15 protein-coding genes are annotated in these 25,242 nt (G+C 70.9%); 10 read left to right on the top strand and 5 right to left on the bottom strand.

Going from position 1 to position 25,242, the window contains the following annotated elements; all coding sequences use genetic code 11:
• The first annotated feature begins 13 nt into the window (after positions 1-13).
• Positions 14-1,207 carry a M23 family metallopeptidase gene (locus I596_RS15420; protein ID WP_223303850.1) on the top strand — a complete coding sequence of 398 codons (1,194 nt, stop codon included), beginning with the start codon at positions 14-16 and terminating at the stop codon, positions 1,205-1,207.
• Positions 1,208-1,582: 375 nt separating this feature from the next.
• Here the strand turns inward: I596_RS15420 and I596_RS15425 are convergent, their stop codons facing one another.
• Positions 1,583-2,401 (bottom strand): LytR/AlgR family response regulator transcription factor, encoded by an 819-nt coding sequence (locus I596_RS15425; RefSeq protein ID WP_083965637.1) that lies wholly within the window; start codon positions 2,399-2,401, stop codon positions 1,583-1,585.
• 123 nt (positions 2,402-2,524) lie between these two features.
• Between I596_RS15425 and I596_RS15430 the strand changes: the two genes are divergently transcribed.
• Complete coding sequence (locus I596_RS15430; RefSeq protein WP_083965638.1) at positions 2,525-3,031, top strand: nuclear transport factor 2 family protein; 507 nt, start codon at positions 2,525-2,527, stop codon at positions 3,029-3,031.
• Between the two features lie 330 nt (positions 3,032-3,361).
• Positions 3,362-5,470, top strand: coding sequence for a sialidase family protein (locus I596_RS15435; RefSeq protein ID WP_190278924.1), 2,109 nt, complete (start codon positions 3,362-3,364; stop codon positions 5,468-5,470).
• Between the two features lie 82 nt (positions 5,471-5,552).
• On the opposite strand, the gene I596_RS15440 is transcribed toward I596_RS15435, so the two are convergent.
• Together I596_RS15440 and I596_RS15445 are read right to left on the bottom strand one after the other, a co-directional pair.
• Positions 5,553-5,882 carry a hypothetical protein gene (locus I596_RS15440; RefSeq protein WP_067649931.1) on the bottom strand — a complete coding sequence of 110 codons (330 nt, stop codon included), beginning with the start codon at positions 5,880-5,882 and terminating at the stop codon, positions 5,553-5,555.
• A gap of 234 nt (positions 5,883-6,116) precedes the next feature.
• The gene (locus I596_RS15445) at positions 6,117-7,250 is read right to left on the bottom strand and encodes a S41 family peptidase (protein ID WP_067649934.1); all 1,134 of its coding nucleotides are present in this window, start codon (positions 7,248-7,250) and stop codon (positions 6,117-6,119) included.
• 245 nt (positions 7,251-7,495) lie between these two features.
• On the opposite strand from I596_RS15445, the gene I596_RS15450 reads away from it, so the two are divergent.
• From I596_RS15450 to I596_RS15465, 4 genes are all read left to right on the top strand, one after another.
• The gene (locus tag I596_RS15450) at positions 7,496-10,585 is read left to right on the top strand and encodes a CHAT domain-containing tetratricopeptide repeat protein (protein ID WP_190278925.1); all 3,090 of its coding nucleotides are present in this window, start codon (positions 7,496-7,498) and stop codon (positions 10,583-10,585) included.
• Positions 10,582-11,148 (top strand): hypothetical protein, encoded by a 567-nt coding sequence (locus I596_RS15455; protein ID WP_067649941.1) that lies wholly within the window; start codon positions 10,582-10,584, stop codon positions 11,146-11,148. Before I596_RS15450 ends, I596_RS15455 begins: the two co-directional genes overlap by 4 nt.
• Positions 11,149-11,375: 227 nt before the next feature.
• Positions 11,376-12,119, top strand: a complete 744-nt coding sequence (locus tag I596_RS15460) for a hypothetical protein (RefSeq protein WP_067649944.1) — start codon at positions 11,376-11,378, stop codon at positions 12,117-12,119.
• 139 nt (positions 12,120-12,258) lie between these two features.
• Positions 12,259-16,266: an Ig-like domain-containing protein gene (locus I596_RS15465; protein WP_067649947.1), complete on the top strand. Its 4,008-nt coding sequence runs from the start codon at positions 12,259-12,261 to the stop codon at positions 16,264-16,266.
• A gap of 79 nt (positions 16,267-16,345) precedes the next feature.
• Here I596_RS15465 and I596_RS15470 read toward each other — a convergent pair whose 3' ends face one another.
• Positions 16,346-19,711 carry a DEAD/DEAH box helicase gene (locus I596_RS15470; RefSeq protein ID WP_223303851.1) on the bottom strand — a complete coding sequence of 1,122 codons (3,366 nt, stop codon included), beginning with the start codon at positions 19,709-19,711 and terminating at the stop codon, positions 16,346-16,348.
• A gap of 193 nt (positions 19,712-19,904) precedes the next feature.
• On the opposite strand from I596_RS15470, the gene icd reads away from it, so the two are divergent.
• A complete protein-coding gene (gene icd, locus I596_RS15475) occupies positions 19,905-21,164 on the top strand; it encodes an NADP-dependent isocitrate dehydrogenase (RefSeq protein ID WP_067649950.1) in 1,260 nt (419 codons plus the stop codon).
• A gap of 167 nt (positions 21,165-21,331) precedes the next feature.
• Positions 21,332-23,071, top strand: coding sequence for a bifunctional isocitrate dehydrogenase kinase/phosphatase (aceK, locus tag I596_RS15480; RefSeq protein WP_067649953.1), 1,740 nt, complete (start codon positions 21,332-21,334; stop codon positions 23,069-23,071).
• Between the two features lie 843 nt (positions 23,072-23,914).
• Here the strand turns inward: aceK and I596_RS18210 are convergent.
• Positions 23,915-24,082: a DUF1328 family protein gene (locus tag I596_RS18210; protein ID WP_083965641.1), complete on the bottom strand. Its 168-nt coding sequence runs from the start codon at positions 24,080-24,082 to the stop codon at positions 23,915-23,917.
• Positions 24,083-24,336: 254 nt separating this feature from the next.
• Between I596_RS18210 and I596_RS15485 the strand changes: the two genes are divergently transcribed.
• Positions 24,337-25,224 carry a class I SAM-dependent methyltransferase gene (locus I596_RS15485; RefSeq protein WP_083965642.1) on the top strand — a complete coding sequence of 296 codons (888 nt, stop codon included), beginning with the start codon at positions 24,337-24,339 and terminating at the stop codon, positions 25,222-25,224.
• Positions 25,225-25,242 lie beyond the last annotated feature (18 nt).

Raw genomic sequence — 25,242 nt, forward strand, 5'->3', positions numbered from 1 at the left:
TTTGAACAGACGCATGGTCTCGACGACCGTATTGGCCTGTCTGCTCGCGAGCACGGCGGCGGCCGCCGGACGTGTCGACACCCCGCCGATACCCGCCGGATGCGAGAGCGTTGGACGAGGTACCGCCCCGGCCACCGCCCGCGTTCCCGGCGAGCCGCCGTTTCCGCCGGTGCAACTGGAAATCCGCACGCCTTTCGAGCCCACGGCCTTCCCCGCTGGCGGCCGCAACTACCTGGTCTACGAGCTGCATCTCCAGAACTTCACCGAGGCACCGATGGCCCTCCGCGGGATCGAGGTGTTCGATCCGGACAGCGCGGAAGGCCGATCCATTGCCACGCTCGCGGGCCCTGGTCTCTTCGACAAGCTCGTCCCGATCGGCGCCGAAACGCTCGGCAGCGACCCGTCTCTGGGCAGCGACCAACGGGCGGTCGCCTTCCTCTGCCTGGCGTTCGACGGTGGCAGCACGCCTCCCAACCGAATCGGTCACCGCGTGCTGCTCGATGGTGCCGTGGCGATCGGCCCGACCATCGGGACCCACCACGACCCGCTGAAGGTGCTCGGGCCACCGGTACGGGGAACCGATTGGATCGCGGACAACGGCCTCAGCATCACCGCCCACCACAGGAAGGGGCTGGTCGTTGCCGGCGGCCTCGCGCAGATTTCCCGTCGCTATGCGATCGACTGGAAGCGGTCCAGGGACGGCGCCTTCTTCGCCGGTGACGCGCGTGCCGTTCGCTCCTACCACGCCTATGGCGCGGACGTGGTCGCCGTCGCGGACGCAGCGGTGGTCCTGGCCAAGGACGGCTTTCCCGACAACATCCCCCGCACCGCTGCCGGGTTCGAAACCGCCGTACCGATGACCATGGAAACGGTGGCCGGCAACGCGGTCGTGCTCGACCTGGGCGACGGGCAGTTCGCCTACTACGCCCACTTGAAGCCCGGAAGCCTGCGCGTCAGGACCGGCGACCGCGTACGGCGCGGCCAGCCCCTGGCCAAGGTGGGCAATTCGGGCGATTCGCGCTGGCCGCACCTGCACTTCCAGGTCACGAACGGCCCCGGGATTCTCGCCAGCGAAGGCATCCCGTACCTGATCGACCACTACCGCACCAGGACGGCCAGCGGTGACTGGGAGAGCCACGCACATGAATTCCCGCTGGGCGACCGCGTGATCGATTTCCGCGCACCCGATTCCGCCGAGCAGCCCTAGCCCCCCGGCGACCACCGGCCGACACCTCCATGAGGCATCCGTCCAGGCCGGTGCGTCTCGTGGCGCGGCCGATTCGGACGGCCGGCGGCCAGACGACTCGCCTCGTAGCCGAGAGGCGGCTGTCGGTGATCGCCTCGCTCATCCGAGCCTCCCGCGCCAGCGCCTCGGTACTGAACGCTGCAAGCGCGGTCGCTTGCAGCAAGCGGCGACGTCCCGGAGCGGCATCGGCAGGCGCGGCGGCGGGCACCCGGTTGGCCATGCATGGCGATCCTCTCCGGCGAGTTGCCGGCCGGGCTCCTGGCGCACCAAAGGCGGTTCCGGACCGGAAAGGGGCGCCGGCCGACGCAAGCCCCCCGCGTGCCGGGCCCGTTACCGTCAGAACAGCAGCGCGCGCAGCTTGCGTGCGCCTTCCCGGCTGGTGCGCAACGTTTCGCCGTTGCGCAGGGTAACCAGGAAACAGCCGCTGCCGGCCGGCTCGGCCCGGTCGAAATGGTCGAGGTTGACGATGCCGGAACGATGGATGCGCAGGAAGCGCGTGGGATCGAGGCGGCGCTCGAACTCACCGAGGCTGAAGCGCGCGAGGTGGCGCCCCGATGTCGTCGTGACGTCCGAGTAGTCCTGCGCGCCGCTGATGGACACGATGTCGCGAACCTGGATGCAGCGGATCGTGTCGCTCGCCTTGCTGAAGTACCGCTCGAGGCGATCCATCGGCGGCGGGGCATCCCGCTGCGCCTGCCGCGCGGTGGCGTAGCTCGTCGCCGCGATCGCGGCATACAGCGCCACGCCCTGGAAGGCGTGCCAGGCCAGCGCCTGGGGCGCGAAGTGACCGGGTACGAACCCGCGTCCCTGCGCCAGCCGCACCAGTGCCTGGAGCACGATGACGGCGCCGTACCACGCGGCCGCGAACGAGACCGCCAGCGCGGCATGCGCGAGGGCCTGGTACGACAGGGCGAGCGGCCGGACGGCGCCGCGGATGACCAGGCCGAAGATGCCGGCGAGCAGCACCAGCGGGACGGCATTGGTCCCGGCGTACAACACCGCATCCCCCGGAGGTACCGCCATCGCGGCCCAGAAGAGCACTGCGTAGAGGCTGCCGATGAGCACGACCGCGAGCGCCATCCAGCCCAGGTAGCGCCATGGACTGCGGGATGCCGCCCCGGCCTGGGACGTCTGTCGATCGGAATGTCGATTCATCGGCGTCACCGACGCTTCGTGGACTTTTTCCGCCGCCTTTCGCGGGCCTGACTAGGATCCTGGGCCCCAGGATCGTCCAACCATCCAGCGCGTGCCAGCACACGCGTCGCCCCCGGAGGCCGTATGCGGATCGTGTTGCCTTGGCTGCTTGCCGTTCATTCCTGCACCCTCACCACCCCCGGCCGGTCTGCGCCGGCGCCGGCCTGTCCCGAAGTGGCGACCACCGGAGCCGACGTCGAAGCCGTACGAGCGCGAGAACTGCGCGGCGCGCGCGCCAACCTCGACGGCTGGACCCTGGCCGATGCGCGCGGCTTCTTCGCGCCGGAGTATTTCTCGATCCAGATGGACGGCAGCATCCGCCGCCTGAATGCGGTCTTCGCGGGCTTCACCGACGGCCGGAGCCCCGGATGGGCGCGCCGCTTCGAGCTGGCCGACCTCCAGATCCACGTCTACCGGTGTGACACCGCCGTCGTGACCGGCCTCATCGAAGCCAGTGCCAGCGCCGCCCCCGCCAACGCCCCGCCCTGGCGCATTCGCTACCTCAACCTCTGGCGGCGGCAAGGCGACCAGTGGCTGAACGCCGCCAACCAGTTCGTCCGCGTGACGAGCGCGCCTGCCCCTGCACCTTGAGGCAGGTGCGATACCGGTGTGCCGGTTCTGCGACGATCCGGCCACCCGGCCGGACCAAGCGCACCGATCCTGTGCATCGGATTCGAGACAGCTCAGGCCGATATGTCGGCGGGTTCTGCTGAAGCGGCCTGGATCCGGCCCCACACGAACTGTCCGCATCGGATCATCGCACGAGCGGGTCGGCCCGAAGAGCGCGTTCCTGCGCATAAAGGCCTCTTGACGACGCCGTGTTCCCATTGATCGCCCGGGCGTTGCTGATGCATCCTGCGTGGATGCGGCCAGTCCGGCCGAATGACCACTCCGGCCAAGCCATTCGCAAGGAGTCAGGGAATGAAGGTGCGAATCATAGTGATCGCAGCGATCGCATCGCTGATGACATGGAATGCCAATGCTGCGCCGTGGCGCCGCGTTCCGGTGCCCGGAGGCGCAATCGAGGATCTGGCAGTCCTCGCTGACGGACGGCTCTATGCCGGCACTACCGATGGCCTCTATCGCAGCGACGACGCCGGCGATCACTGGACGCGCGCGGAACTCATGCCCTCCTACAAGAAGTTCCACAAGGTCCACCCGGTCGACGGCTCAGGTGATCGGCTGGTCGCCTACACTGAAACGCTCGGCAGGTACGATTCGCTCGCGCTGGAGCTCAGTACCGACGGCGGCACCACATGGCGGGTGACGTTGTCGGATTCATTGTTCTGGGGTAACACAGGCACATCTGCGGGCCGGTTTATCAGCCACCCGGTCAATCGCGATGTCATCCTCTTCGCGGAGTACGTAAGGCTCCGACGCTCCGAAGACGGCGGCCAGACCTGGCGGACGGTCGATGACCGTTCTAACTGGAGCGAGCTCTTCGCGATTCCCGATGCCGTGGGCCGTTTCGTGGCGCATTCGCCAGGTGTGAATCTTCAGTTCCTTGAATCGACCGACGGCGGGCTGACCTGGATCTTGCACGACTTGACGCCGCCGCTCCGGCGCCATGGACGGGCTCATGTCGTGCAGGATGCGCTCCAGCCCGAGCGCCTCTATTTCTCGATTTTTCGGGCCTATATCGACGGCAATGAAGTATCGACCAGCGGCTGGGTCGACACCCGGGACTGGTCGGTCACGTTGTTTTCGGACCCCTGTGACTGTCATCGCCGCGTGGTCCCCGATCCGCATCGGCCCGGGCGCCTTCTCGCACCGTCCACGACTCTCGCGCCGGATACGGCGGCGATCACGGGCTACCCGATCCGCGAGAGCCTGGACGGTGGCGCGACGTGGCAGACGCTTTCCAGCCTGGAGCGGCAGATCGACACGGAGTTTCGCCTCGTCTTCGATCCGTCGACGCCTGGACGCAGCTACATGCCGAGCCTGGGCGCCGGCGTCTATCGTTCCGACGACGGCGGCATCACGTGGAATCCCCACCACGCCGGCATGACCGGCGGCACGATTCTGAATGTGTCCGTCAATCCGAGCGATCCTGCCGAGTTCGTGGTGGCTCGCCGGCTCCTGCCCATGCTGCATACCAAGGACGGTGGCACCAGCTTCCAGGCGGTCGAAGCCGACTTCTACAGTGAACTCTACTCCGCCCATCCGCAGAGGATCGCGCGATCACGTGCCGACCACAGGCTGATGATCGGCTACGGCACGGAATCGTTCTACAAAAGTCAGGATGGTGGCGTGACATGGACGCCGCTGGCGTCCGACTATCCTTTCGATGCCAACGTACCCAATTCGATCACCTTCATAGGTGATGATTCCACCCACCTCGTTACCTTCACGTACGCCCCGGAAAGCAGGATGACCTATTGGTCCAGCGATGGCGGCGCGCACTGGCTGCCGGTCGCCGTGCCGAATGATACGAATATGGCATTTCAAGACCTGCAGACACACAGGGAAACGAACCGGGTCTATCTGGCCTACGAATATGGGGCGGTCACCCCGTATGGACTGCCCGGCTCGGGCGCGCTCTATCTGGCCAGCCAAGGCGCCGCCCTGCCGTTTCATCCCATAGCGGTTCCCACCGATTTCCCCGACGGTTCCTCCTGGGCGCCGTCTCGCCCCGATCCCAACAATTGGCGGCGTCGGCTGCTCAAGGAGTCCAACGTCTTACTCGGCGCAAACCCCGTTCGCACCTGGGAAACCACGGATGACGGCGCGAACTGGAAAATACTGGGTCCGGGGCCTATCAACAGCTATAGCGGCGCGTGGTCAATCGATGCGTGCGACGGCCGCACCGTATGGGAGCCGAACAGCGGCTCCATTTCACGCGACAATGGCCTGACGTTCCGCAGCGATGTCGATGCGACGCCGACAAAGCTTGGCCGATTCGAGAATTTGTGCCTGGACGGAAAGACTCATGCGGTCGCGGTGATGGGCGAAGGCGGCCTCGGAGCCGGACTCCTGATACGCGAACCCGAGGCGGGGGATACGCTCTTGCGGGAGGCGTTCGATCCCTGAGAGCGGAACCGGGAACGCCGCGGCGGGCAGCACTGCGCATCAGCAGGAACGAATCGGACCGTCTGTCCGATGTCGCTGCGATTTACTCGCTCGCCAGGGTCAACAAGTCCCATTCGCGGCGAGCCCGGTGCGCGATGAGTCTGATCCAGGGATCCAGCCTCCCCAGGTCCTCATCGCGCCCTGAATCGATGCCTGATTCGATCTTGTGGACGATAGCGCGAGCGAGGGCGTCCCCATAGCATGTCCAGGGTCCCGTCGGCACGAATGCCACGCCCTGCCCCTTGGGTTCGAGCGTGAGGATGCCGATCGTCTCCAATGCAAGGGTGTCGGAAAACTCCCTGGTCTCGCAGGAAAGAACGAGACGACCGGGGCTGCTCTCCCGTTCGTGGAATACGATCTTGCTCACGCTCATGACGGGAAAACCCTCGAACCGGATCTGGTTTCCCTATCATCACCCCTCTTCAGCGGTCGCGACGAAGGCCCGGCGGCAAGGCTTGCCTATCGCTGAGCAACTGGTCGGTTCAGGCACGGCGTAGTCGTAACAGAATTCGCTGCCGCCATCTGGCGAAGGCGGGATTGCTTGGCGCACCATCCTCAGGACCCGCTCACCCTGGAAATCCAAGCGCCAGCGATGGGCGCTGGATGATCAGCCCTTGACCAACGCCAACGCCCGTTCGAGCGCCGCGTCGGCGGGCACTTCGATGTCGGGGACGATGCCGGTCCCCTCCCAGTCCTTGCCGGTATCCGGATCGTACGTGCGCCCCACCGGAACGAACGCGACCAGCCCCGCGCCGATCGGTTCGATGCCACCGAAATGGTTGGCGCCCGCGGTGCGCTCGCCGATCAGCGTGGCGCGATGCGTGCGTTGCAGCGCCAGTGCGAAGTGCTCGCCCGCCGAGCGCGTGCGCCTGGACGTCAGGTAGAACACCTTGGCCTTGGCGAGCCGGTGCTCGGTGGCATCGGGAACGGCCACGTGCTGGCGCACCCGCAGACCGGCGGGACCGGGCACCTCGCGCAGGGTGGCGCCGCCCATTGGCACCGGACCACCGGTCTTGGCCACGGCCATCTCGACCAGCACGGTTTCGCGCTCGAAAAGATACGGGAACAGCACGTCCATCTCGGCCAGCCCGCCGCCGCGCGACAAGGTCCGCGTATCGATGATGATCGCCTTGGCGGTCACGTAGTCCTTGACGAACGCCCGCATCGCCGCGACAGAGGCCGGTTCGCCCGCGAACTGGTTGAAGCGGATGTAGGCCACGCCATCCGCGATCCACTTCGTCTCGGCGACGCTCGGCAGGTCGGTCGGCGCGCGCGCTGACACCAGCGGCGGCGCCCCGCCGGGCGCTGCCAGGCGCGGCAGTGCTTCATTGAAATGCCGGCCCGGTGGCGGTGCGCCTTCGATGCGGCGCGGACCACCGGGTCCCGGGCCGCTCGGCACGCCGGATTCGGGCGCAGGATCGACACGCAGATGGCCGTCGGGCGCGACGGCCTGCAGGTCCTGCGTCAGGCGCTGTGCCATGGCCTTGGCGTCACCGATGTCCTCGTACTTCCCCGCGGCGAGATTGGCACGCAGCATCTGGGCGTACCGCTGGCCTGCAGCCGGATCGACGAAGCGAGTCGCCAGCGTATCGGCCAGCCTATTGATCGCCTCCGCGTAGGTATCGGCTGCATCGGCTCCGAATGCCGGCGAGGCCGCCACGCCGAGTGCGGCCAGGCCGATGCCCAGCAGCCGGTGACGCAAGGCGTGGGGTGAACCGGACGTCGTCTCGTGCGTGTGCATGGCTGGCCTTCGCGAGGGGATCGGGTTCTCGCTACAGATGCCGAGCGTGGCGGAAAGGTCGCAAGAGCTCCGGACCAGCAGGCGGGGCGGAGGCGAAAGCGCGCACCTTACGCCCGGATCGGGACAGGTCAATCGCGGTTCCTCGGGCGGCCGCATCCGGGCTGTGTCGACAGGTCATAACGCCGCCGCTCGAACAGGTGGACAATGCCCCCATGCGCCCGGCCCGCCTACCCGTGCACTGCCTCGTGTCCGCCGTACTGGCCGCCTCGGCGGGGCCATCGGTAGCGGCGGCGGCTTCGCTGCAGCCCGGTCAGTCCACCTCGGTCACGCTCCCTGCCGGCGGCAGTTCCTACGCCCTCGATGTCCCTGCACTGCAGGCCGCGGAACTCCATTTCACCCAGACCGGTGGCGCCATCGAAGTCCAGCTGCAGTCGCCGGCCGGCGAGACGGTCACCCTGCGCAACGACGCCGGCCAGGCCAGCCGGATCGACCATGTGCTCTCCGCCGGCACCGAACCGGCGCGCTGGACGCTGACGCTGACCTCGACCCGTACGGACCGGCCAGCCACGGTGGAGGTGGCGTTTTCTCCGGGGCAGCCGGTCACACCCGCGCTCGCCGCGCGCGCGAAGTCGCAACGCCTGCTGGCGGAGGCCGAAGCACTGCGCCGCGCGGCAGGCAGCCTGGAGGCCGGCACTGCCGCGGACAGTGCCGCGGTCGATGCACGCTACGCGCAGGCGCTGGCGGAGGCCGCCGCGGATGACTGCCTGGCCTTGCGGATCGGCACGGGCCGTGCGCGACACCACTTTGCGCAGGGACGCTACCGCGAGGCCCGGCAGGCGGCCGAGGCCGCACTGGCGACGGCCTGCGACGACGGCCTGGCCGGTGATGCGGAGCGCGCCGCCGCGTTGCGCACGCGCGGGGCGGCGCTGGGCTATCTCGGGGACTTCACCGGGGCGGTGGCGGACCAGGGAGCGGCGCTGGCGCTGTACCGCCGCACCGGGGACCTGGCCTACCAGGCCCTGCTGCTGGTCAACCTCAGCGCCAACTACCGTTCGCTGGGCGATACCGAACAGGCGCTCGCCACGGCGCATCAGGCCCTCGCCGCGGCGGAGCGCGCGGGCGATGCCAGGCGGGCGGTGTTCGCGCAGGAAAGCATCGCGGCGATCCGCCTGCAGCGCGGCGAGCTGGGACCGGCGCTTTCGGCGTACCGGCTGACGCTGGATGCGCTCGAGGCGACGCCGTATCCGCGCGTGGAAGGCATGACCTGGAACGATCTGGGCGTGCTCTACCGGCAAACCGGCGACCGCGCCGCAGCGCGCGATGCGCTCGGCCGGGCCGCGGCGGTGTGGCGCGCGAGCGGCGACACCTCGGGTCTGGCCGAGGTGCAGCTGAATCTCGCCGACCTGGACCTCGACGAAGGAAAACTCGACGCGGCCTGGCAGGGTTATCGCGCGGCGCTCGACTTCGATCGTGCGCAGGGCTTTCGCCGCGAGGAGGCGCACGCGCGGATCGGCCTGGGCAGTGTGGCCGCACTGCGCGGCGAGGACGCCGAGGCGCGCACGCACCTGGAGGCCGCCGCCGCACTGGCCGAGTCGATCGGCGCGAGCGCGAACGCCGTGGCCGCACGGCTCGCGCTGGCGGACCTCGCCCTGCGCGGCGGCGATCGCGAGGACGCGGCACGCGCGATCGCCAGGGCGCTCGACCAGGCACGGCGCGGACGCGACGTGTCCGGCGAGGCGCAGGCGCTGATCCTGCGCGGACGCGCCTCGCAGGCCGCGGGCGATCTCGCCGCCGCGCAGGCGGCCGTGCTGCCGGCACTGGACCTGATCGAGGGCGCCCGCGGCGCGATCGATCCACCGATGCTGCGCAGCCGCTACTTCGCGACGCGGCGCGATGCCTATGACCTGGCCGTCGACATCCTGATGCAGCGTCACGCCGCGCAGCCGGACGGCGACTACGCGACGCAGGCGCTGGTGGTCAGCGAACGCGCACGGGCACGCGCGCTGCAGGACCGCCTGGCCGAGCGGCGGCTGGCGCTGCCGCACACGGTGGACCTGGCACTGCTGGATGCCGAGCGCACGGCCGAACTGGCGGTGCGGCAGGCCGCGGCGGCCGGCGGCGCGGTGCTGGCCGAGGCACAGCAGGCACTGGACGCGGTGCGTGGCCGGATCCGTGCACAGAGCCCGCGCTACGCCGAGCTGGCGCATCCGCCGCAGCCGACGGCCGACACGCTCCGGCTGGCCGTGCGCGACAGCGGCGTGGTGGCCGACAGCTGGTGGCTGGCCGAGCCGCGCAGCTATCGCTGGCGCGTGACGGCAGCCGGCCTGACGGCGGCGACGCTGCCGGGTCGCGACGCGATCGAGCAGGCGGCACGCACGCTGCGCGAGCGCCTGGCGGCGCCCCCGGCGGTGGCGGCAACGCTGCCGATCGAGCGGCTCGCCGCGCAGGATGCGGCGCAGGCGGCCGACGTCGACACCACGGCGCGCGCGCTGGCGAGGCTGCTGGACCTGCCCGACGCGGCGGCGGATGCCCTGCGCGTCACCGTGCCGGACGGTGCGCTGGCGTGGATTCCGTTCGCGCTGCTGGAACCGGACAGCACGCGTGGCCGCGTCTACCTGCCGGCGCTGTCGGCGCTGCACGGCATCCGCGCGATCGCGCGCAGCGGTGCACCGGAGGCCGTGGTGGTCATCGCCGACCCGGTGCTGCGCGCGGACGATCCGCGCCTGCCTAAGCCGGGCCGGGCGGCGGCGGACGCGCCGGTGCCGCTGCCGGCCGCACGGGACGAGGCGCGCGCACTCCTGGCGCTGGCGGACCGCGGCACCTCCCGCTGGATCGACGGCTTCGCCGCCAGCCGTACTACGCTCGCGGCGCTGCCGTGGAGCCGCTACGGCACGGTGCATTTCGCGACCCACGCGCACCTGGACGCCACGCGGCCGGCGCTGTCGGCGATCGCGCTGTCCGCCTACGATGCCGCCGGCCGGCCCCAGCAGGGCGACCTGCGTGCCGACGACCTCTACACGCTGGACATGCCGGTGGACCTGGTGGTCCTCGGCGCCTGCGACGGCGCGCTCGGCGAGGCGCCGGGTGCGGAAGGGCCATTCAGCCTGGCACGGGCGTTCTTCCACGCCGGCGCAGGCCGCGTGATGGCCAGCCTGTGGGCGGTGGACGACCGCGCCGGCGCGACGCTGATGGGCCACTTCTACGAGGGCCTGCTGCGCCACGGCCTGTTGCCGCCGCAGGCGCTCAAACGTGCGCAGGACAGACTGCGCGCCGAGCCGCGCTGGGCGGCGCCGTACTATTGGGCCGGCTACGTGCTGCAGGGGGACTGGCGATGAACGAGGCGAACGATCCGCTGCGCGCGCTGCTGGCGCACCTGGACGGTGGCCGCGGCGCGGCGGCGGCCTACGAGGCGTTGCGCCGACGGCTGATCGCGTTCTTCCGCCTGCACCTGCCGGCCCAGGCAGACGACCTGGCCGATGTCGCGCTCGACCGCCTCGGCCGGCGCCTGGCCGAGGGCGTGGCGGTAGAGGACACCGGCGGCTACGCGCTCGGCATCGCCCGCTTCCTGGTCCGCGAGGCACACGGGCAGGCAGCGCGGGCCGCGCGCGCGCAGGACGATCCGTCCCTGCAGCCGCCGGACCCGGATGCGGACGCCGCTGCCGACGCGCTCCAGTTCGAAGCCGTACTGGCCGCACTGGATACCTGCCTGGACGCCGCCGGCCCGGCGCAGGGCCGGCTGATCCTGGACTACTACGGCGCCGACGGCGGCGAACGCATCGCCCTGCGCCAGCGGCTGGCGGCCGCACTCGGCATCAGCCTCAACGCATTGCGCAACCGTGCGCTGCGCCTGCGCGAGGCGCTGGAAGCCTGCGTACGCGGCCGGCTGCTGCCCGGCTGAGCGACCGCCGGCCATCGGGCGCGCCATCGCCGAGCGCACTCATTCCGGAATCCGCGCCTCGCCGGCCCACGGACAGGCGGAGGAAGAAACCCGTTGCCGACCGGCGGAGGAAGCCTCGGATGCCGGCCATCGGGACGAACTCCATCGGACGAATCGGCATGCGTCGCCCACCAGCGTGATGTTTCGGCCGTTCGTCTCACTCCAGACAAACCCCGCTCCTGCCAGAGATGACCCCGCCCACCCCCGCCACCCTGCGTGACTGGCTGCTGCACCGCCTGCCCGATGCCGCGCGCGCGGCGCTGGAGGAGCGGCTGCTGCGCGAGGATGCGCTGGTGGCGCAGCTGCGCGAGGCGGAAACCGACCTGATCGACGATCACGCTGCCGGGCGGCTGGATGCCGCCACGCAGGCGGACGTGGCGCGCCACCTGATCGCCGACCGGGACGGGCACTGGCGCTGGCAGGTGGCACGCGCGCTGGCCGTCAAGCGCGCCGCGCGCCGGGTGGCGGAGGCAGGCGAACCGCGACGCCGCTGGGTTGCGGCGCGCCCGCGCCTGGCCGCGATCGGTGCGCTGGCCGCGGTGCTCGTGCTGGCAGTGCTGCTGGTGCGGCCGCCACTGCCGTCGCGACCGCCGGCCGATGCGGCGACGCTGCCCACCGTCAGCCTGCGCGTAGCAGCGACGCGCGGGACGGCATCGGCGCTGACGCTGCCGCCGAACACGGGCTGGCTGCGGCTGCAGGTCGAGGCGATCGATCCACAGCCGCGCCGCTACGCGGTGTCGATCAGCGACGGCGCGACGGTGCGGTTCCACGCCGGTGGCCTGACGCTGCGGCGGGCGGGACCGTACGCGTTCGTCGAGGTGGTGATCCCGGCGGCGGCGGCCGGCCCCGGCCACCGCACGGTGCGCCTGCTGCCGGAAGGGGCACCGACGGCCGCGGCGACCGCCTGGGAGCTGGACACCACCGTGCCGTGAGCGCGGGCTCATAGCCGGGACGGCACCCCGGCCGATGCACCCGAACACGGGCGGTCCGCGCCGGCCCGCGTGATGCTTCGGCCGATTCGCTCACCTGGAATACGGCGCGGCGCATCCGCTGCGCGTCCCGGAGGCGATCATGGTGCGCACATCGGTTCATTCCACAGCCCGAGCGGCTGCGGCCTGCCTGGGCTGGCTGCTCGGCCTGGCAGCGCTGCTGCCGGCATCGGCGCTGGCGGCAAGCGAGAAGACGCCGCTGGCCGGCCACGTGCTGCCGGCACTGGCCCAGGCCGAGCGCCTGCCGGCAGCGCAGGCGGCGGCGCTCGACGAGGCGATGACCGTGACCGTGGTGATGCGGCGCACGGACCCGGCCGGCTTCGACCGCTATCTCGCCGCCGCCTACGATCCGGCCTCGCCGCAGTACCGCCGCTTCCTGACGCCGGCGGACCTGGCCGAGCGCTTCGGGCCGAGCGCGCAGGCCTATGCGCAGGTGCGCGACTACTTCACCGCGCAGGGCCTGCAGGTGACGGCCGAATCGGCCAACCGGATGACACTGACGCTGAGCGGCGCACGCACCGCCGTGGCCCAGGCGCTGGACGTGGCGATCGAGGCCTACGCGCTGCCGGGTACGGCCGAGCGCTTCCTCGCCAACACCGGCGAGCCGGCATTGCCGGCGGCGATCGCGCCGCACGTACAGTCGATCGCGGGCCTGTCCACGCTGGCACAGGTGCGGCGCCTGCCGGCACCGCTGTTCGTCGGCAACTGGGGGTACAACTGCGCCGGCAACAGCGGCCTGGACCCGTACACCAAGACGTTCTGCTACGGCGTCTACAAGGATGCGCTGGGCCTGCACAACGGCATCTGCAGCAATCCGCTCGGCATCCTGCTGACGCTGTTCCTGTGCAAGGTGGTACCGATCCTGGCCGCGCCGATGGACTTGCCGGCAACGCCGCCGCTGGCGGCGGCCGGCGGCGCGCCGCTGCCGGGCAGCGGCCAGACCGTGGGCCTGGTGCAGTTCGACAACTTCCACGTGTCGGACATCCGCGACTTCCTGGACCTGATCGGCGCGCCGGCCGGCCAGCTCGGCCAGTTGTCCAGCGTGGCCGTCAACGGCGGCGCGGCGATCGGCGCGAACGAGGACGAGGTGCTGCTCGACATCAGCGTGGTGATGGCCATCGCACCGGGGGCGAACGTCACCGTCTACAGCGCGCCGTTCACCGGTGCCGGCAGCTTCCAGGCGCTGTTCAACCGCATGATCGGCGATGGCGTGACGGTCATCTCCAACAGCTGGGCCTATTGCGAGGACCAGACCACACTGGCCGACGTGCAGGGCATCGACGCGATCCTGGCCGGCGCGGCGGCGGCCGGCGTCAGCGTGTTCAACGCATCGGGCGATACCGGCAGCACCTGCCTCGACGGCTCGCCGAACACGATCACCGTGCCGGCCGGCTCGCCGCACGGCACGGCGGTCGGCGGCACCTCGGCGCTGGCCGGCCCGGGCGGCACCTATGCCAGCGCCACCTGGTGGGGTGCCGGCGGCAGCGCCGGCCACAGCCAGGGCGGCTATGGCGTCAGCCGCTTCTTCGCGCGGCCGGCCTACCAGAACGGCCTGAGCGCGTCGGCGATGCGTTCGGTGCCGGACCTGGCCGTCAATGCCGATCCGGTCACCAGCGGCGTACCGATCTGCCAGGCCAGCCGCGGCGGCTGCCCGAGCGGCCTGCTGTACGGCGGCACCAGCATGTCGGCACCGCTGATGGCCGCGTTCGCGGCCACGCTGAACCAGGCGCAGGGCCAGAATCTCGGGTTGTTCAACGCGCATGCCTATCCGCTGGCGAATACCGCCGCGTTCCACGGGGCGGCCGAGCTGGCCAGCGACTTCGCGCACGTGGGCCTGGGCGCGCCGAACCTGAGCGTGCTGAACCTGGCCCTGGCCGGGCAGGCGCCGGGACCGGCCAGCGCGGCGGCGTCGCGCCTGATCGCCGATCCGCCGACCGGCATCGCCGATGGGGCGACGCCGACCGCCGTCGTGGTGCAGCTGCGTGACGCGGCCGGCAGCACGGTCAGCGGGCGACGCGTCAGCCTGTCCGCACCGCCGGGCGCCGGCGTGGTCATCACACCGGCTGCGGCGGTCACCACCGGGATCGCCAACGGCACGGCGACGTTCGCGGTGACGCGAGCGACGGTCGGTACCGTGATGCTGACCGCACGCGCGGTCGACGACGGCTTCGACATCGGCACCGGACTGGCCGTGGACTTCGTCGCACCACCGGCGACGGCGGCGAGCATCCTGGCATTCCCGACCGCCGTCACCGCCGATGGCGTCGCCACGACCACGATCACCGTGACACTGCGCGACGCGGCCAGCCGCCCCACGCCCGGCAAGCGCATCGTGCTGTCGCAGGGCCAGGGCCGCTCGGCGGTGGCCGGCCCGAACCCGCCGCTCACCGACGCCAACGGCGAGATCCGCTTCACCGCGACCAACCGGGTCGAGGAAACCGTCACCTATACCGCGGTGGACGAGACCGACGGCGACCTGCCGGTACCGGGCATGGCGGCCGTGCAGTTCAGCAATGCGATCGGTTCCTGCGTGACGGCACCGGAGGCGCGGCCCGGCCATGCGCTGGCCGCGTTCGCCAACGGCTTCGCCGCGTACCCGTTCTTCTACGGCAACGTCAACTGGGGCTGCGCCGGCGCGTCGAATCCCGCGTTCAGCGCAACCGGCGACGCGTACGTCGCGCATTTCCAGAGCGGCGACCTGTACCGCCTGCGCGATACCGGCGGCGCCGCGGTCGGGCCGTTGTCGAATCTCGGTGTCACGCTCGGCAAGCCGGTGTTCGGCAAGGACGGCAAGCTCTACGCGACGCGCGGCGTCACCGGCGCCTCGTTCGGCAGCGGCGACATCATCGAGATCGACCCGGCCAGCGGCGCGCTGCTGCGGATCGTCGCCGGCAGCCTCACCTGCCCGCATGGCCTGGCGACCGACCCGCTCAGCGGCGACCTCTTCTTCGACAACAGCTGCACCGGCGCCGGCTCGGACAACCCCTCGCTGTACCGGCTGACCGATCCGGGCGACACCGACCCGGCACGGCCGACCGCGGTCACCGTCTACGCGACGCTGCCGAGCACGCCGAACGGCCTGATCGCGATCGCGCCGAACGGCACGCTGTACGTGGCGACCGCCTACACCACCTTCCCGCACTCGCCGCTGGTCGAGGTCAGCGGCACCGACCGGCCGCAGCCGGCGACCGTGACCACGGTGCCGGGCTTCGACTCGTACTACTGGATCAACATCGGCGAGGCCGGACCGGACGGCGCGGCGCGCTCGCTGCTGGTCTGGAACGAGCCGGACACGCTGTACCTCGTCGACCTGACCACCTCGCCGGTCACGCGCACCCCGCTCGCCGACCACCTCGGCACCGGCACGATCGGCGCGGACGGCTGCCTCTACTCGAGCACCGCAGACGCGGTACACAAGCTGACGCCGGTCTCCGGCAGCTGCGACTTCGCCAGCAGCAACCCGACGCCGTCGCTGGCGCTCGATCCGCGCCTGACCGCACCGGATCCGGCGCAGGGCACGACGCTGACGCTGCGCGCGACGGTGGGCCACGCAACGGTGCCGGCCGGCACGGCGGTGCGCTTCCTGATCGAGGGCGCCAATCCACAGCTGCGCCTGGCGCGCACCGATGCAGACGGCACGGCGACGCTGGTCCATACCGGCACCTTCGCCGGCAGCGACGTCGTCACTGCCCTGCTGCGGACCGACACGCTGGACCTGACGTCCAACCCGGCACGCGTGACCTGGGCACCGGGCCGCCACGCGAGCTTTCTCGCCCTGACCGGCACGCAAGGCGCGATCGCCGCCCGGCCGACGACGCTGACGGCACGCTTGGTCGATACCGCGGTCGCGCCGCAGGCGCCGATCGTCGGCGCGACGGTGGCCTTCACGGTCGGCGCCGCCGGCTGCAGCGGCACTACCGACGCCCAGGGCATCGCACGCTGCACGGTCACGCTGCCACTGCCCGGCACCTACACGCTGAGCGCCGGCTACGCTGGCAATGCCACCGTGCTGCCGGCACAGGCGACGCGGCCGTTCACGGTGACCGCGGCGATCGACCGGATCTTCGCCGACGACTTCGAGGCCGACTAGCCGGCGGCCGAGGCCTGCGGACGCGCGCGATCCCTCGCCGGATCGCGCGCATTGCGCCGCCGGCCGGGGAGCTGCCGCGTCATTCGGGCGCGAGCGGCGCGAACAGCTCGGCCAGGTCGGTCTCGTCCAGGTGCAGCGCGCCGGTGCCGGTGCCTTCCAGCACGGCATCGGCCAGCCCGGCCTTGCGTGCCTGCAGGGCCTGGATCTTCTCCTCGACGGTGCCGGCACAGATCAGCTTGTAGACGAAGACCGGCTTGTCCTGGCCGATGCGGTGCGCACGGTCGGTGGCCTGCGCCTCGACGGCCGGGTTCCACCACGGGTCGTAGTGGATCACCGCGTCGGCAGCCGTGAGGTTGAGGCCGGTGCCGCCGGCCTTGAGGCTGATCAGGAACACCGGCGCCTCGCCGTCCTGGAAGCGGCGCACGAGATCCGCGCGCGCGCCGCCGGGGGTCTGGCCGGTCAGCATCAGGTGGTCGACGCCGCGCTGGTCGAGCGCTTCGGCGATCAGGGTCAGCATCTGCGCGAACTGCGAGAACACCAGGATGCGGCGACCTTCGCCGATCAGCGTGTCGAGCCGCTCCAGCAGTGCCTCGAGCTTGGCCGAATCCGGCGCCTGGCGCGCGCTGTCGAGCTTGACCAGGCGCGGGTCGCAGCACACCTGCCGCAGCTTGAGCAGGGCGTCGATGACGACGATGCCCGACTGCGCCAGGCCACGCTCGCGCATCGCCTCGCGCACGCGCTCGTGCTGGGCCAGGCGCAGCGTCTCGTAGAGTTCGCGCTGGGCGCCCTCCAGCTCCAGGCGCTGCACGATCTCGGTCTTCTCGGGAAGCTCGGTCAGCACGTCTTCCTTGCGCCGGCGCAGCAGCAGCGGCGCGATGCGGCGCGACAGGCGCTGGCCGCGCTCGGCGTCGGCATGCTTCTCGATCGGCACGCGGTAGAAGCGCGCGAACTGGCGCTCGCTGCCGAGGAGGCCCGGCTCGACCGCATCGAACAGCGCCCACAGCTCGCCGAGGTGGTTTTCCAGCGGCGTGCCGGTCATCGCCAGGCGCCGCCGTGCGGGAATCTCGCGCACCACCTGGGCGGCCTGGCTGCGCGCATTCTTGACCGACTGCGCCTCGTCCAGGATCAGCAGGGCGAACGCGGTGGCCGCCAGGCGCTCGCGGTCGCGCGGCAGCAACGGGTAGGTGGTGATGACCAGGTCGTGCCCGGCGATCGCCTCGTAGGCGCGCGCGCGGTCGGCACCGTGCAGGGTCAGCACCGACAGCGACGGCGCGAACCGGCGGGCCTCGTCCTGCCAGTTGCCGATCAGGCTGGTCGGCGCGACGACGAGCGCCGGTGCATCGAGCCGGCCGCGCGCCTTCTCGTCCAGCAGATGCGCCAGCACCTGGACGGTCTTGCCCAGGCCCATGTCGTCGGCCAGCACGCCGCCGAGGCCCGCGTCGGCCAGGAAGCCGAGCCAGGCCAGGCCCTCGCGCTGGTACTCGCGCAGCACGGCCTGCAGTCCGGCCGGCGGTTCGCCGACGCGGCGCGCCCCCTTCAACGCGTCCAGGTTCGCACGCAGGCGGGCGGCACCGGCCCAGACCAGGCCGGCTTCGTCGCCGGCCGCGAGCAGGCTGGTGGCGGCGCTGCGGTGCACGCTGAGGCGCTCGCCGCGGTCGGCGTCGATCCATTCGAGCAGCGGGCCGACCAGCGCACGCACGCGCGCCAGCGGCAGTTCCACGCTGCGCCGCTCGTCGATCGGCACGCGCAACGCCGCATCGCGGCGCTCGCCGCGGCGCGGGACCAGCGAAAAGCGCGGGTCGGTCAGCAGGCGCCGCAGGATCGGCAGCAGGTCCACGCGTTCGCCGCCGACGTCGATGCCGAGCGCGACGTCGAACCACGGCGTATTGGTTTCGGCCAGGTCGGCATGCCAGTCGTCGATGTCGATCAGCTCGTCGCGCGGGAAGCCGTCGGCATAGACGATGCGCACGCCCTGCTCGACCAACTGCTTGACGACCGGCTTCCAGGCATCGGGCGCCAGCGGCGGGCGCTGCTCGGCCGGCTGCAGCAGGAAGTCGGCCTGCGCGCCGTCGTCGGCGTGCCCACCGGCCGCGGCGAGGTCCGCCTCGACCAGACCGATCTGCTCGAGCAGGTCCAGCACCTGCCGCTCGTGCGCGCGATCGCGCTGGATCTCGACCAGGTCGCCCTCGTGCAGCAGGCGCGTCGTCGCGGCTGCCGCCGGCGGCACGCGCACGCCGGCGTAATCGAACGCCAGCCGCGCACAGCCGGCGGTGATGGTGCGCAGGCGCAGTGCCTGGCGCCACGGCACCTCGACCGGCCGCAAGGTCAGCTCGGGGACCGGCACCGCCTCGATGTGGCGTACCGTGCGGACCACCGGTGCCGGCAGCGCGGCGGCGGCCGGCCGCCCGCCGAGGGTGCGCCGCACCGCCTCGGCACTCTCCGGCGCGACGCGCGGCGCGCCCTGCACGAGGTCGATCCAGGCCGGCGAGGCCTGCACCGGACCGAACCGACGCACCTCCGGCAGGAAATACCACAGCCCGGCGCCGCGCAGCAGCGCGGCCGGCTCGGTGCCGTCGATGCCGATGTCGAGCACCTGGCTGCCGTCGGCCTGGTCCTTCCAGGCCAGCGCGGGCTTGACCGGATCGGCCAGGGTCCAGGCACCTCCCGCCGGCTTCTCCACGTAGACGCGGTGGCGCCGGGCCAGATCGGCCACGGCCTGCTCCAGCGCGCGCGTGTCGATCGGGACGAACGAGCCGTGGCGGCCCTCGCTGCGCCCGAGCAGCAGACCGAGCGCGACCGCATCGGCCACCGGCCAGCCGCCGGCCGGCGCCGGCACCGGTCCACCGATGTCCAGCACCAGCGGCTGCGGATCGACCAGGCCGCTGCTGCGGCTCTTCGCCGGCCGCAGCCAGACCGGCGCGGCTTCCAGGCGCGGCTGGCGCGGCGCGGAGATGCCCCGCAGCAGCAGGGCGAAGACGCGGTCCGGCTCGGCGACGGCCGCGGCGTGCTCGTCGTCGATGGTCTCCAGGCGATGCAGCCAGGCGCCCCAGTCGATCTCCTCGGCCGGCGGCGGCGCGGCCGGCGGCGGCGGTTCGGCGGCCACCGGCGCCGGCGACAACGCGGGCCAGGCACCGGGCGGCCGCCGTTCGGCGAACAGCAGCGTCGCCACGGCATGCTTGCAGTCGTAGGTGACCGGACATTCGCACTGGCACAGCCAGTCGCCGGCATCGGGCCGGCTCGAGACGGTCACGACGGTGCGGTAGAGCGCGCCGTGCCGGCCGCGCACCTCCGCCTCCAGGCGGCCGCCGTCGCCGCGCGGGCGGTACGCCAGCGCGCGCAGGCGCCCGCTGCGAAAGTAGTCGCCGCCGCGCTGCAGCGCGCCCGGATCGAAGCGCTCGCGCCAGCCGCCCTGGGCCAGTATCTGCTGCAGTGCCGCCGTATCCACCAATGGTGTCGTTGCCCGGGGAAACCGCTGATTGTCGCACGAGCCGGCGCAACGTCCGGCATCGGTGTCCGAAGCGGCCGGCGCGCCCATGGCACGGGCGTGCCGTTCCGGCGACAATAGGCGGCTTCCTGCGTCCCCCTTCCCCTGCGCGCTTCGAGCTGCCGCCGGCGCCGTCATCCCTCTGGAGGAATCCATGGCAGAACCCACCCTCACGCCGCCGGCCGACGGCGCCAAGATCACGATCGCCGACGGCGTGCTCAACGTCCCGGCCAACCCGATCATCCCGTTCATCGAAGGCGACGGCACCGGCCCGGACATCTGGGCGGCCTCGGTCCGCGTCCTCGACGCCGCGGTCGCCAAGGCCTACGGCGGCGCGCGCAAGATCCACTGGCTGGAGGTCTACGCCGGCGAGAAGTCGTTCAACGAGTTCGGCAACTGGCTGCCGGACGCGACGGTGGCCGCCTGCCGCGACTACCTGGTCTCGATCAAGGGCCCGCTGACGACGCCGGTGGGCGGCGGCATCCGCTCGCTCAACGTCGCGCTGCGCCAGATGCTGGACCTCTACGCCTGCGTGCGCCCGGTGCGCTGGTTCAAGGGCGTGCCCTCGCCGGTGCGCGACCCGTCCAAGGTCGACATGACGATCTACCGCGAGAACACCGAGGACATCTACGCCGGCATCGAGTTCCAGGAAGGCACCGATGACGCCCGCAAGTTCGCCGCGCTGCTGAAGGAGAACTTCCCGGACCGCTACAAGAAGATCCGCTTCCCCGACACCGCCGGCTTCGGCATCAAGCCGGTCTCGAAGGAGGGCACCGAGCGCCTGGTGCGTGCCGCGATCCAGTATGCGATCGACAACGACCGCAAATCGGTGACCCTGGTCCACAAGGGCAACATCATGAAGTTCACCGAGGGCGGCTTCCGCGACTGGGGCTACGCCCTGGCGCAGCGCGAGTTCGGCGCGGTGGAGCTGGACGGCGGCCCCTGGTGCACGCTGAAGAACCCCAAGACCGGCAAGGACATCGTCATCAAGGACGCGATCGCCGATGCGTTCCTGCAGCAGATCCTGCTGCGGCCGGCCGAGTACGACGTGGTCGCGACGCTGAACCTCAACGGCGACTACCTCTCCGACGCGCTCGCCGCCCAGGTCGGCGGCATCGGCATCGCGCCGGGCGGCAACATCAACTACGTGACCGGCCATGCGGTGTTCGAGGCCACCCACGGCACGGCGCCCAAGTACGCCGGCCTGGACAAGGTCAACCCCGGCTCGGTGATCCTCTCCGGCGAGATGATGCTGCGCTACATGGGCTGGACCGAGGCGGCCGATGCGATCATCGCCGCGATGGACCAGGCGATCGCGTCCAAGAAGGTCACGTACGACTTCGCGCGGCTGATGGACGGCGCCACCGAGGTGAAGTGCTCGGAATTCGCCGACGAACTGATCAAGCACCTCTGATCGTCCGCGTCCGCGCCACCGACGAGGCCGCCTGCGGGCGGCCTCGTCGTTTCCGCAGCATGCAGCCGGGGCTCGGGCGCGCGCCCCGGCGTCCTTTAGACTGGGACCACCCGGCGGCTGGACCGGCCGGGCACCGAAGCGGCGACCGGAACACGACGAGGCGGACGATGCAGGCCAGACCCGACCCGACCAGCGTGCCCGCGCGAGCCGCGGCACTGATCCTCGATGCGTTCCTCGACTACAACGCGCGCTTCTCGGACATCACGCGGCGCGCCAAGCGCTGGTTCGAGCGGCGCAGCTGGCGCCAGGCGCAGATCGACCTGGTCTGGCGCCTGGACCTGTACGAGGAATGCCTGGCCGAGACGCTGGGCCGGCTGGAGCTGCTGCTCGACGACCGCGTCCGCTCGCGCCCGCTCTGGCGCCAAATTCGCGACGCCTTCGATCATCAGGTGGCGCCGCTGCTCGACCGCGAGCTCAGCAAGACGTTCTTCAACTCGCTGTCGCGACGCTTCTTCCACACCACCGGTGTCGCCGCCGACATCGAGTTCGTCGCGCTCGACAGCGACCCGACCGCCCATGTGGTGCGGGCGGTGGAGCGCACGCCCTACCCGCTCGGCACGGAACCGGCCCACGCCGTCGAGCGGGTATTCGCCGATTTCCCGTTCGCCTGCGGCTATGCCGATGCGGCCGCCGATGCGGCGGCAGTCCTCGACGCGCTCGCTGCGCAGCTGGACGCGCTCGATTGCGGCGCAGCGACGGCGATCGAACTGCTGCCGACGCCGTTCTTCCGCGAGCGGCGCGCCTACCTGGTCGGCCGCGCCTTCGGTGAGCGGGCCGGCACGCCGCTGGTGATCGCCCTGGTCAGCACCGCCGAGGGGATCCGCGCCGATGCCGTACTGACCGACGCCGCGCGGATCTCGATGCTGTTCGGCTTCACGCGCAGCTACTTCCTGGCCGACCTGCCGACGATCGCCGACACCATCGTCTATCTGCACGGCCTGATGCCGCACAAGCCCATCGAGGAGCTCTACACCGTCCTCGGTCGCGCCAAGCAGGGCAAGACCGAGCGCTACCGCCACCTGTTCCGGCACTTGGCTGCGCATCCGGCGGAGCGGCTGGTGCGCGCCGACGGCGAGCGCGGCATGGTGATGGCAGTGTTCACGCCGAGGGACTACCCGCTGGTCTTCAAGGTGATCCGCGACCGCTTCGCCTATCCGAAGGACATCGGCCGCCGCCAGGTGGAGGAGAAGTACCGGCTGGTGTTCCGCTACGACCGCATCGGCCGGCTGGTCGACGCGCAGGAGTTCCGCCACCTGCGCTTCCCGCTGGACCAGTTCGACCCGCCGATGCTCGACGAGCTGCTGCGCGAGTGCGCCGAGACGGTGACCACCGATGGCGATGATCTGGTGGTCGCCCATTGCTACGTGGAACGGCGGCTGCGGCCGTTGAACCTCTACGCGCGCGAGGCCGAGCCGGCGGCGGCGCTGCAGGCGGTGCTCGACTACGGCCAGGCGATCAAGGACCTGGCGCGCAGCAACATCTTCCCCGGCGATCTGCTGCTGAAGAACTTCGGCATCACGCGCGGCGGCCGCGCGATCTTCTACGACTACGACGAGCTGTGCCTGGTCGAGTCGTGCCGGTTCCGCGCGCTGCCCGACGCGCGCGACGAGGACGAGACGCGGCCGCTGGAGGATTGGCTGACCGTGCGCGAGAACGACGTCTTCCCGGAGCAGTTCCCGCGCTTCCTGGGCATCCCGGCCGAGCTGCGCGCCGCGCTGATCGCCACGCACGGCGAGATCTTCGATCCTCGCTGGTGGCAGGCGGTGCAGGCCGGCCTGGCCGCCGGCGACTATGCCGACGTGCCGCCCTACCCTCCGTCGGCCCGGCTGGCCGCGCTGCCGGCATAAGTAGTGATTCTTCGTCCCTCCGCGAGATCATTCGGCTCCGGCTCCGGCTCCGCTGTGGCCGTGGCTCTGCTTTTTTCGCCCTAAAGCAAGCCGAGCATCGCAGGGCGAGGAGGCCGCAGAGGCGCCCCGTGTCTGAGCGAAGCGAGTTGGGGCGCCGTGCCTCGTCGTCCGAGAAGCGCAGGGGACGCCGGGCGAGAGGGCTTTTGGTTCCTTTTGGCCCGTCAAAAAATGTCCGGAAGACATTTTTGACATCGCGTCAGCGATGGCCCGGAGGGCGGCGGCCAGGGATGGCTGCCGCAAAAGGGACTCGGCCGCGCAGCGGACGAAAGCTCTTGATCGTGCTCCTGCTTTGCTCCGTGCCGGCAATCCCTCAAAAGCCACGGCGGAAGATCAAAGCAACAGCTTCCGCACGCTCCGCGCGCGGGTCACTTTTGCGGCCCGCCATCCCTGGCGGCCGCCCTTCGGGCCGTCGCTGCGCGACGTCAAGAATTTCTCCAGGAAATTCTTTGTCTTGGCAAAAGTAACCAAAACCGTGGTCGCCGGCGCGAGCCGGCACGGCTGCGCCGCGCCGGTCCCCTGCGCTTCTCGGTCGGCCAGGCACGCTGCCCCAACTCGCTTCGCTCAGACACGGGGCAGCTCTCCGGCCTGGCCGGCCTGCGATGCTCGGCTCGCTTTAGGCGCCAACAGCAAGGGCGAGAGCACGGCAACAGCAACAGCAAAGGCAACGGCAACGGCAACGGCAACAACGAGCGCTGGGGTGACAGCCGATCGATTCCCACGCAGAGGCGAAAGACAAAAAAAGAGCCCGCGCTGCGGGCTCCTTCTTCAGTTCGGGCGATGGGGTCAGACCGGCGGGCGGCGACGGCCGAAGAACAGCGACACCACGAACAGGACCAGGAAGACCACGAACAGGATCTTGGCGATGCCCGCGGCGGCACCGGCGATCCCGCCGAAACCGAGCACGGCGGCGATCAGCGCGATCACCAGAAAGACTACGGCGTAGTGGAGCATGGTGTTCTCCTCGTTTTTCTCGGAATGCCCGCTGCAGCAACGGAGCGGCGACCAGTGGACACCGAACGCAATGAATCGGCCGTGAGCTTTCTCTGTCCATGTCCTGAATCGCCGGCGCGGTCGTTTCCGGAAGCCATTGCATCGTCGTCGCTCCGCGGGCTTCCGGTACACTCGGCCCACCTGATCGGCGGCTGTCTGCCCTGCGTGGCAGGCGGGTCGTCCCTGGATTTTCGTTTCCGTCCTGGAGATTTCCGATGTCCCGCCTTCTTCTCGTTTCACTGACGCTGCTCGCCCTCGGCGCCTGTTCGCAGGATGCCGCCCCGCCGGTGGCACCGACCGCCCCGTCGCCACCGGCCGCCACCGACCAGCCCGCCGAAACGACGCCGCCGGCGACGGCGGCGGACCTGTCCACCGCGAAGCTCGACGGCGTCCTGGCCGGTGCCTGGCGCTCGGAGACCAACAAGGCACGCGATGCCTGGCGTCATCCGAAGGAGACGCTGGCGTTCTTCGGCGTCAGTGCCGGGCAGACCGTCGTGGAGATCTCGCCGGGCGGTGGCTGGTACACCGAGATCCTCGCGCCGTGGCTCAAGGGCTCGGGCACCTATGTCGCCGCGATCACCGCGCCGTCCGCATCGGACTACGCCAAGCGCGGCGCCGAGGCCTTCCGCGCCAAGCTGGCCGGCGACAGCGAGCGCTTCGGCGAGGCGCAGGTGATCGAATACGATCCGGCCGCGCCGGTGCTGGGCCCGGCCGGATCGGCCGATACGGTGCTGACCTTCCGCAACGTGCACAACTGGAAGGACCAGGCGCCGGGCATGTTCCAGGCGTTCTTCGCGGTGCTCAAGCCGGGCGGCACGCTCGGCGTCGTCGATCATCGCGCCGCGGTCGGCACCGACCTGGATGCGGACCGCCAGTCCGGCTATGTCCCGCAGGACTACGTGATCCGCCTGGCGACCGACGCCGGCTTCCAGCTGGCCGCGCAGAGCGAGATCAATGCCAATCCGAAGGACACGAAGGACTACGAGAAGGGCGTCTGGACGCTGCCGCCGACGCTCACGCTCGGTGATGTCGATCGCGAAAAATACCTGGCGATCGGCGAGTCGGACCGGATGACGCTGAAGTTCGTCAAGCCCGCGCAGTAAGCGCCTGGAAGACGCGCC

Origin of the sequence: Dokdonella koreensis DS-123, from assembly GCF_001632775.1 — a bacterium.
Taxonomy (GTDB): Bacteria; Pseudomonadota; Gammaproteobacteria; order Xanthomonadales; family Rhodanobacteraceae; genus Dokdonella; species Dokdonella koreensis.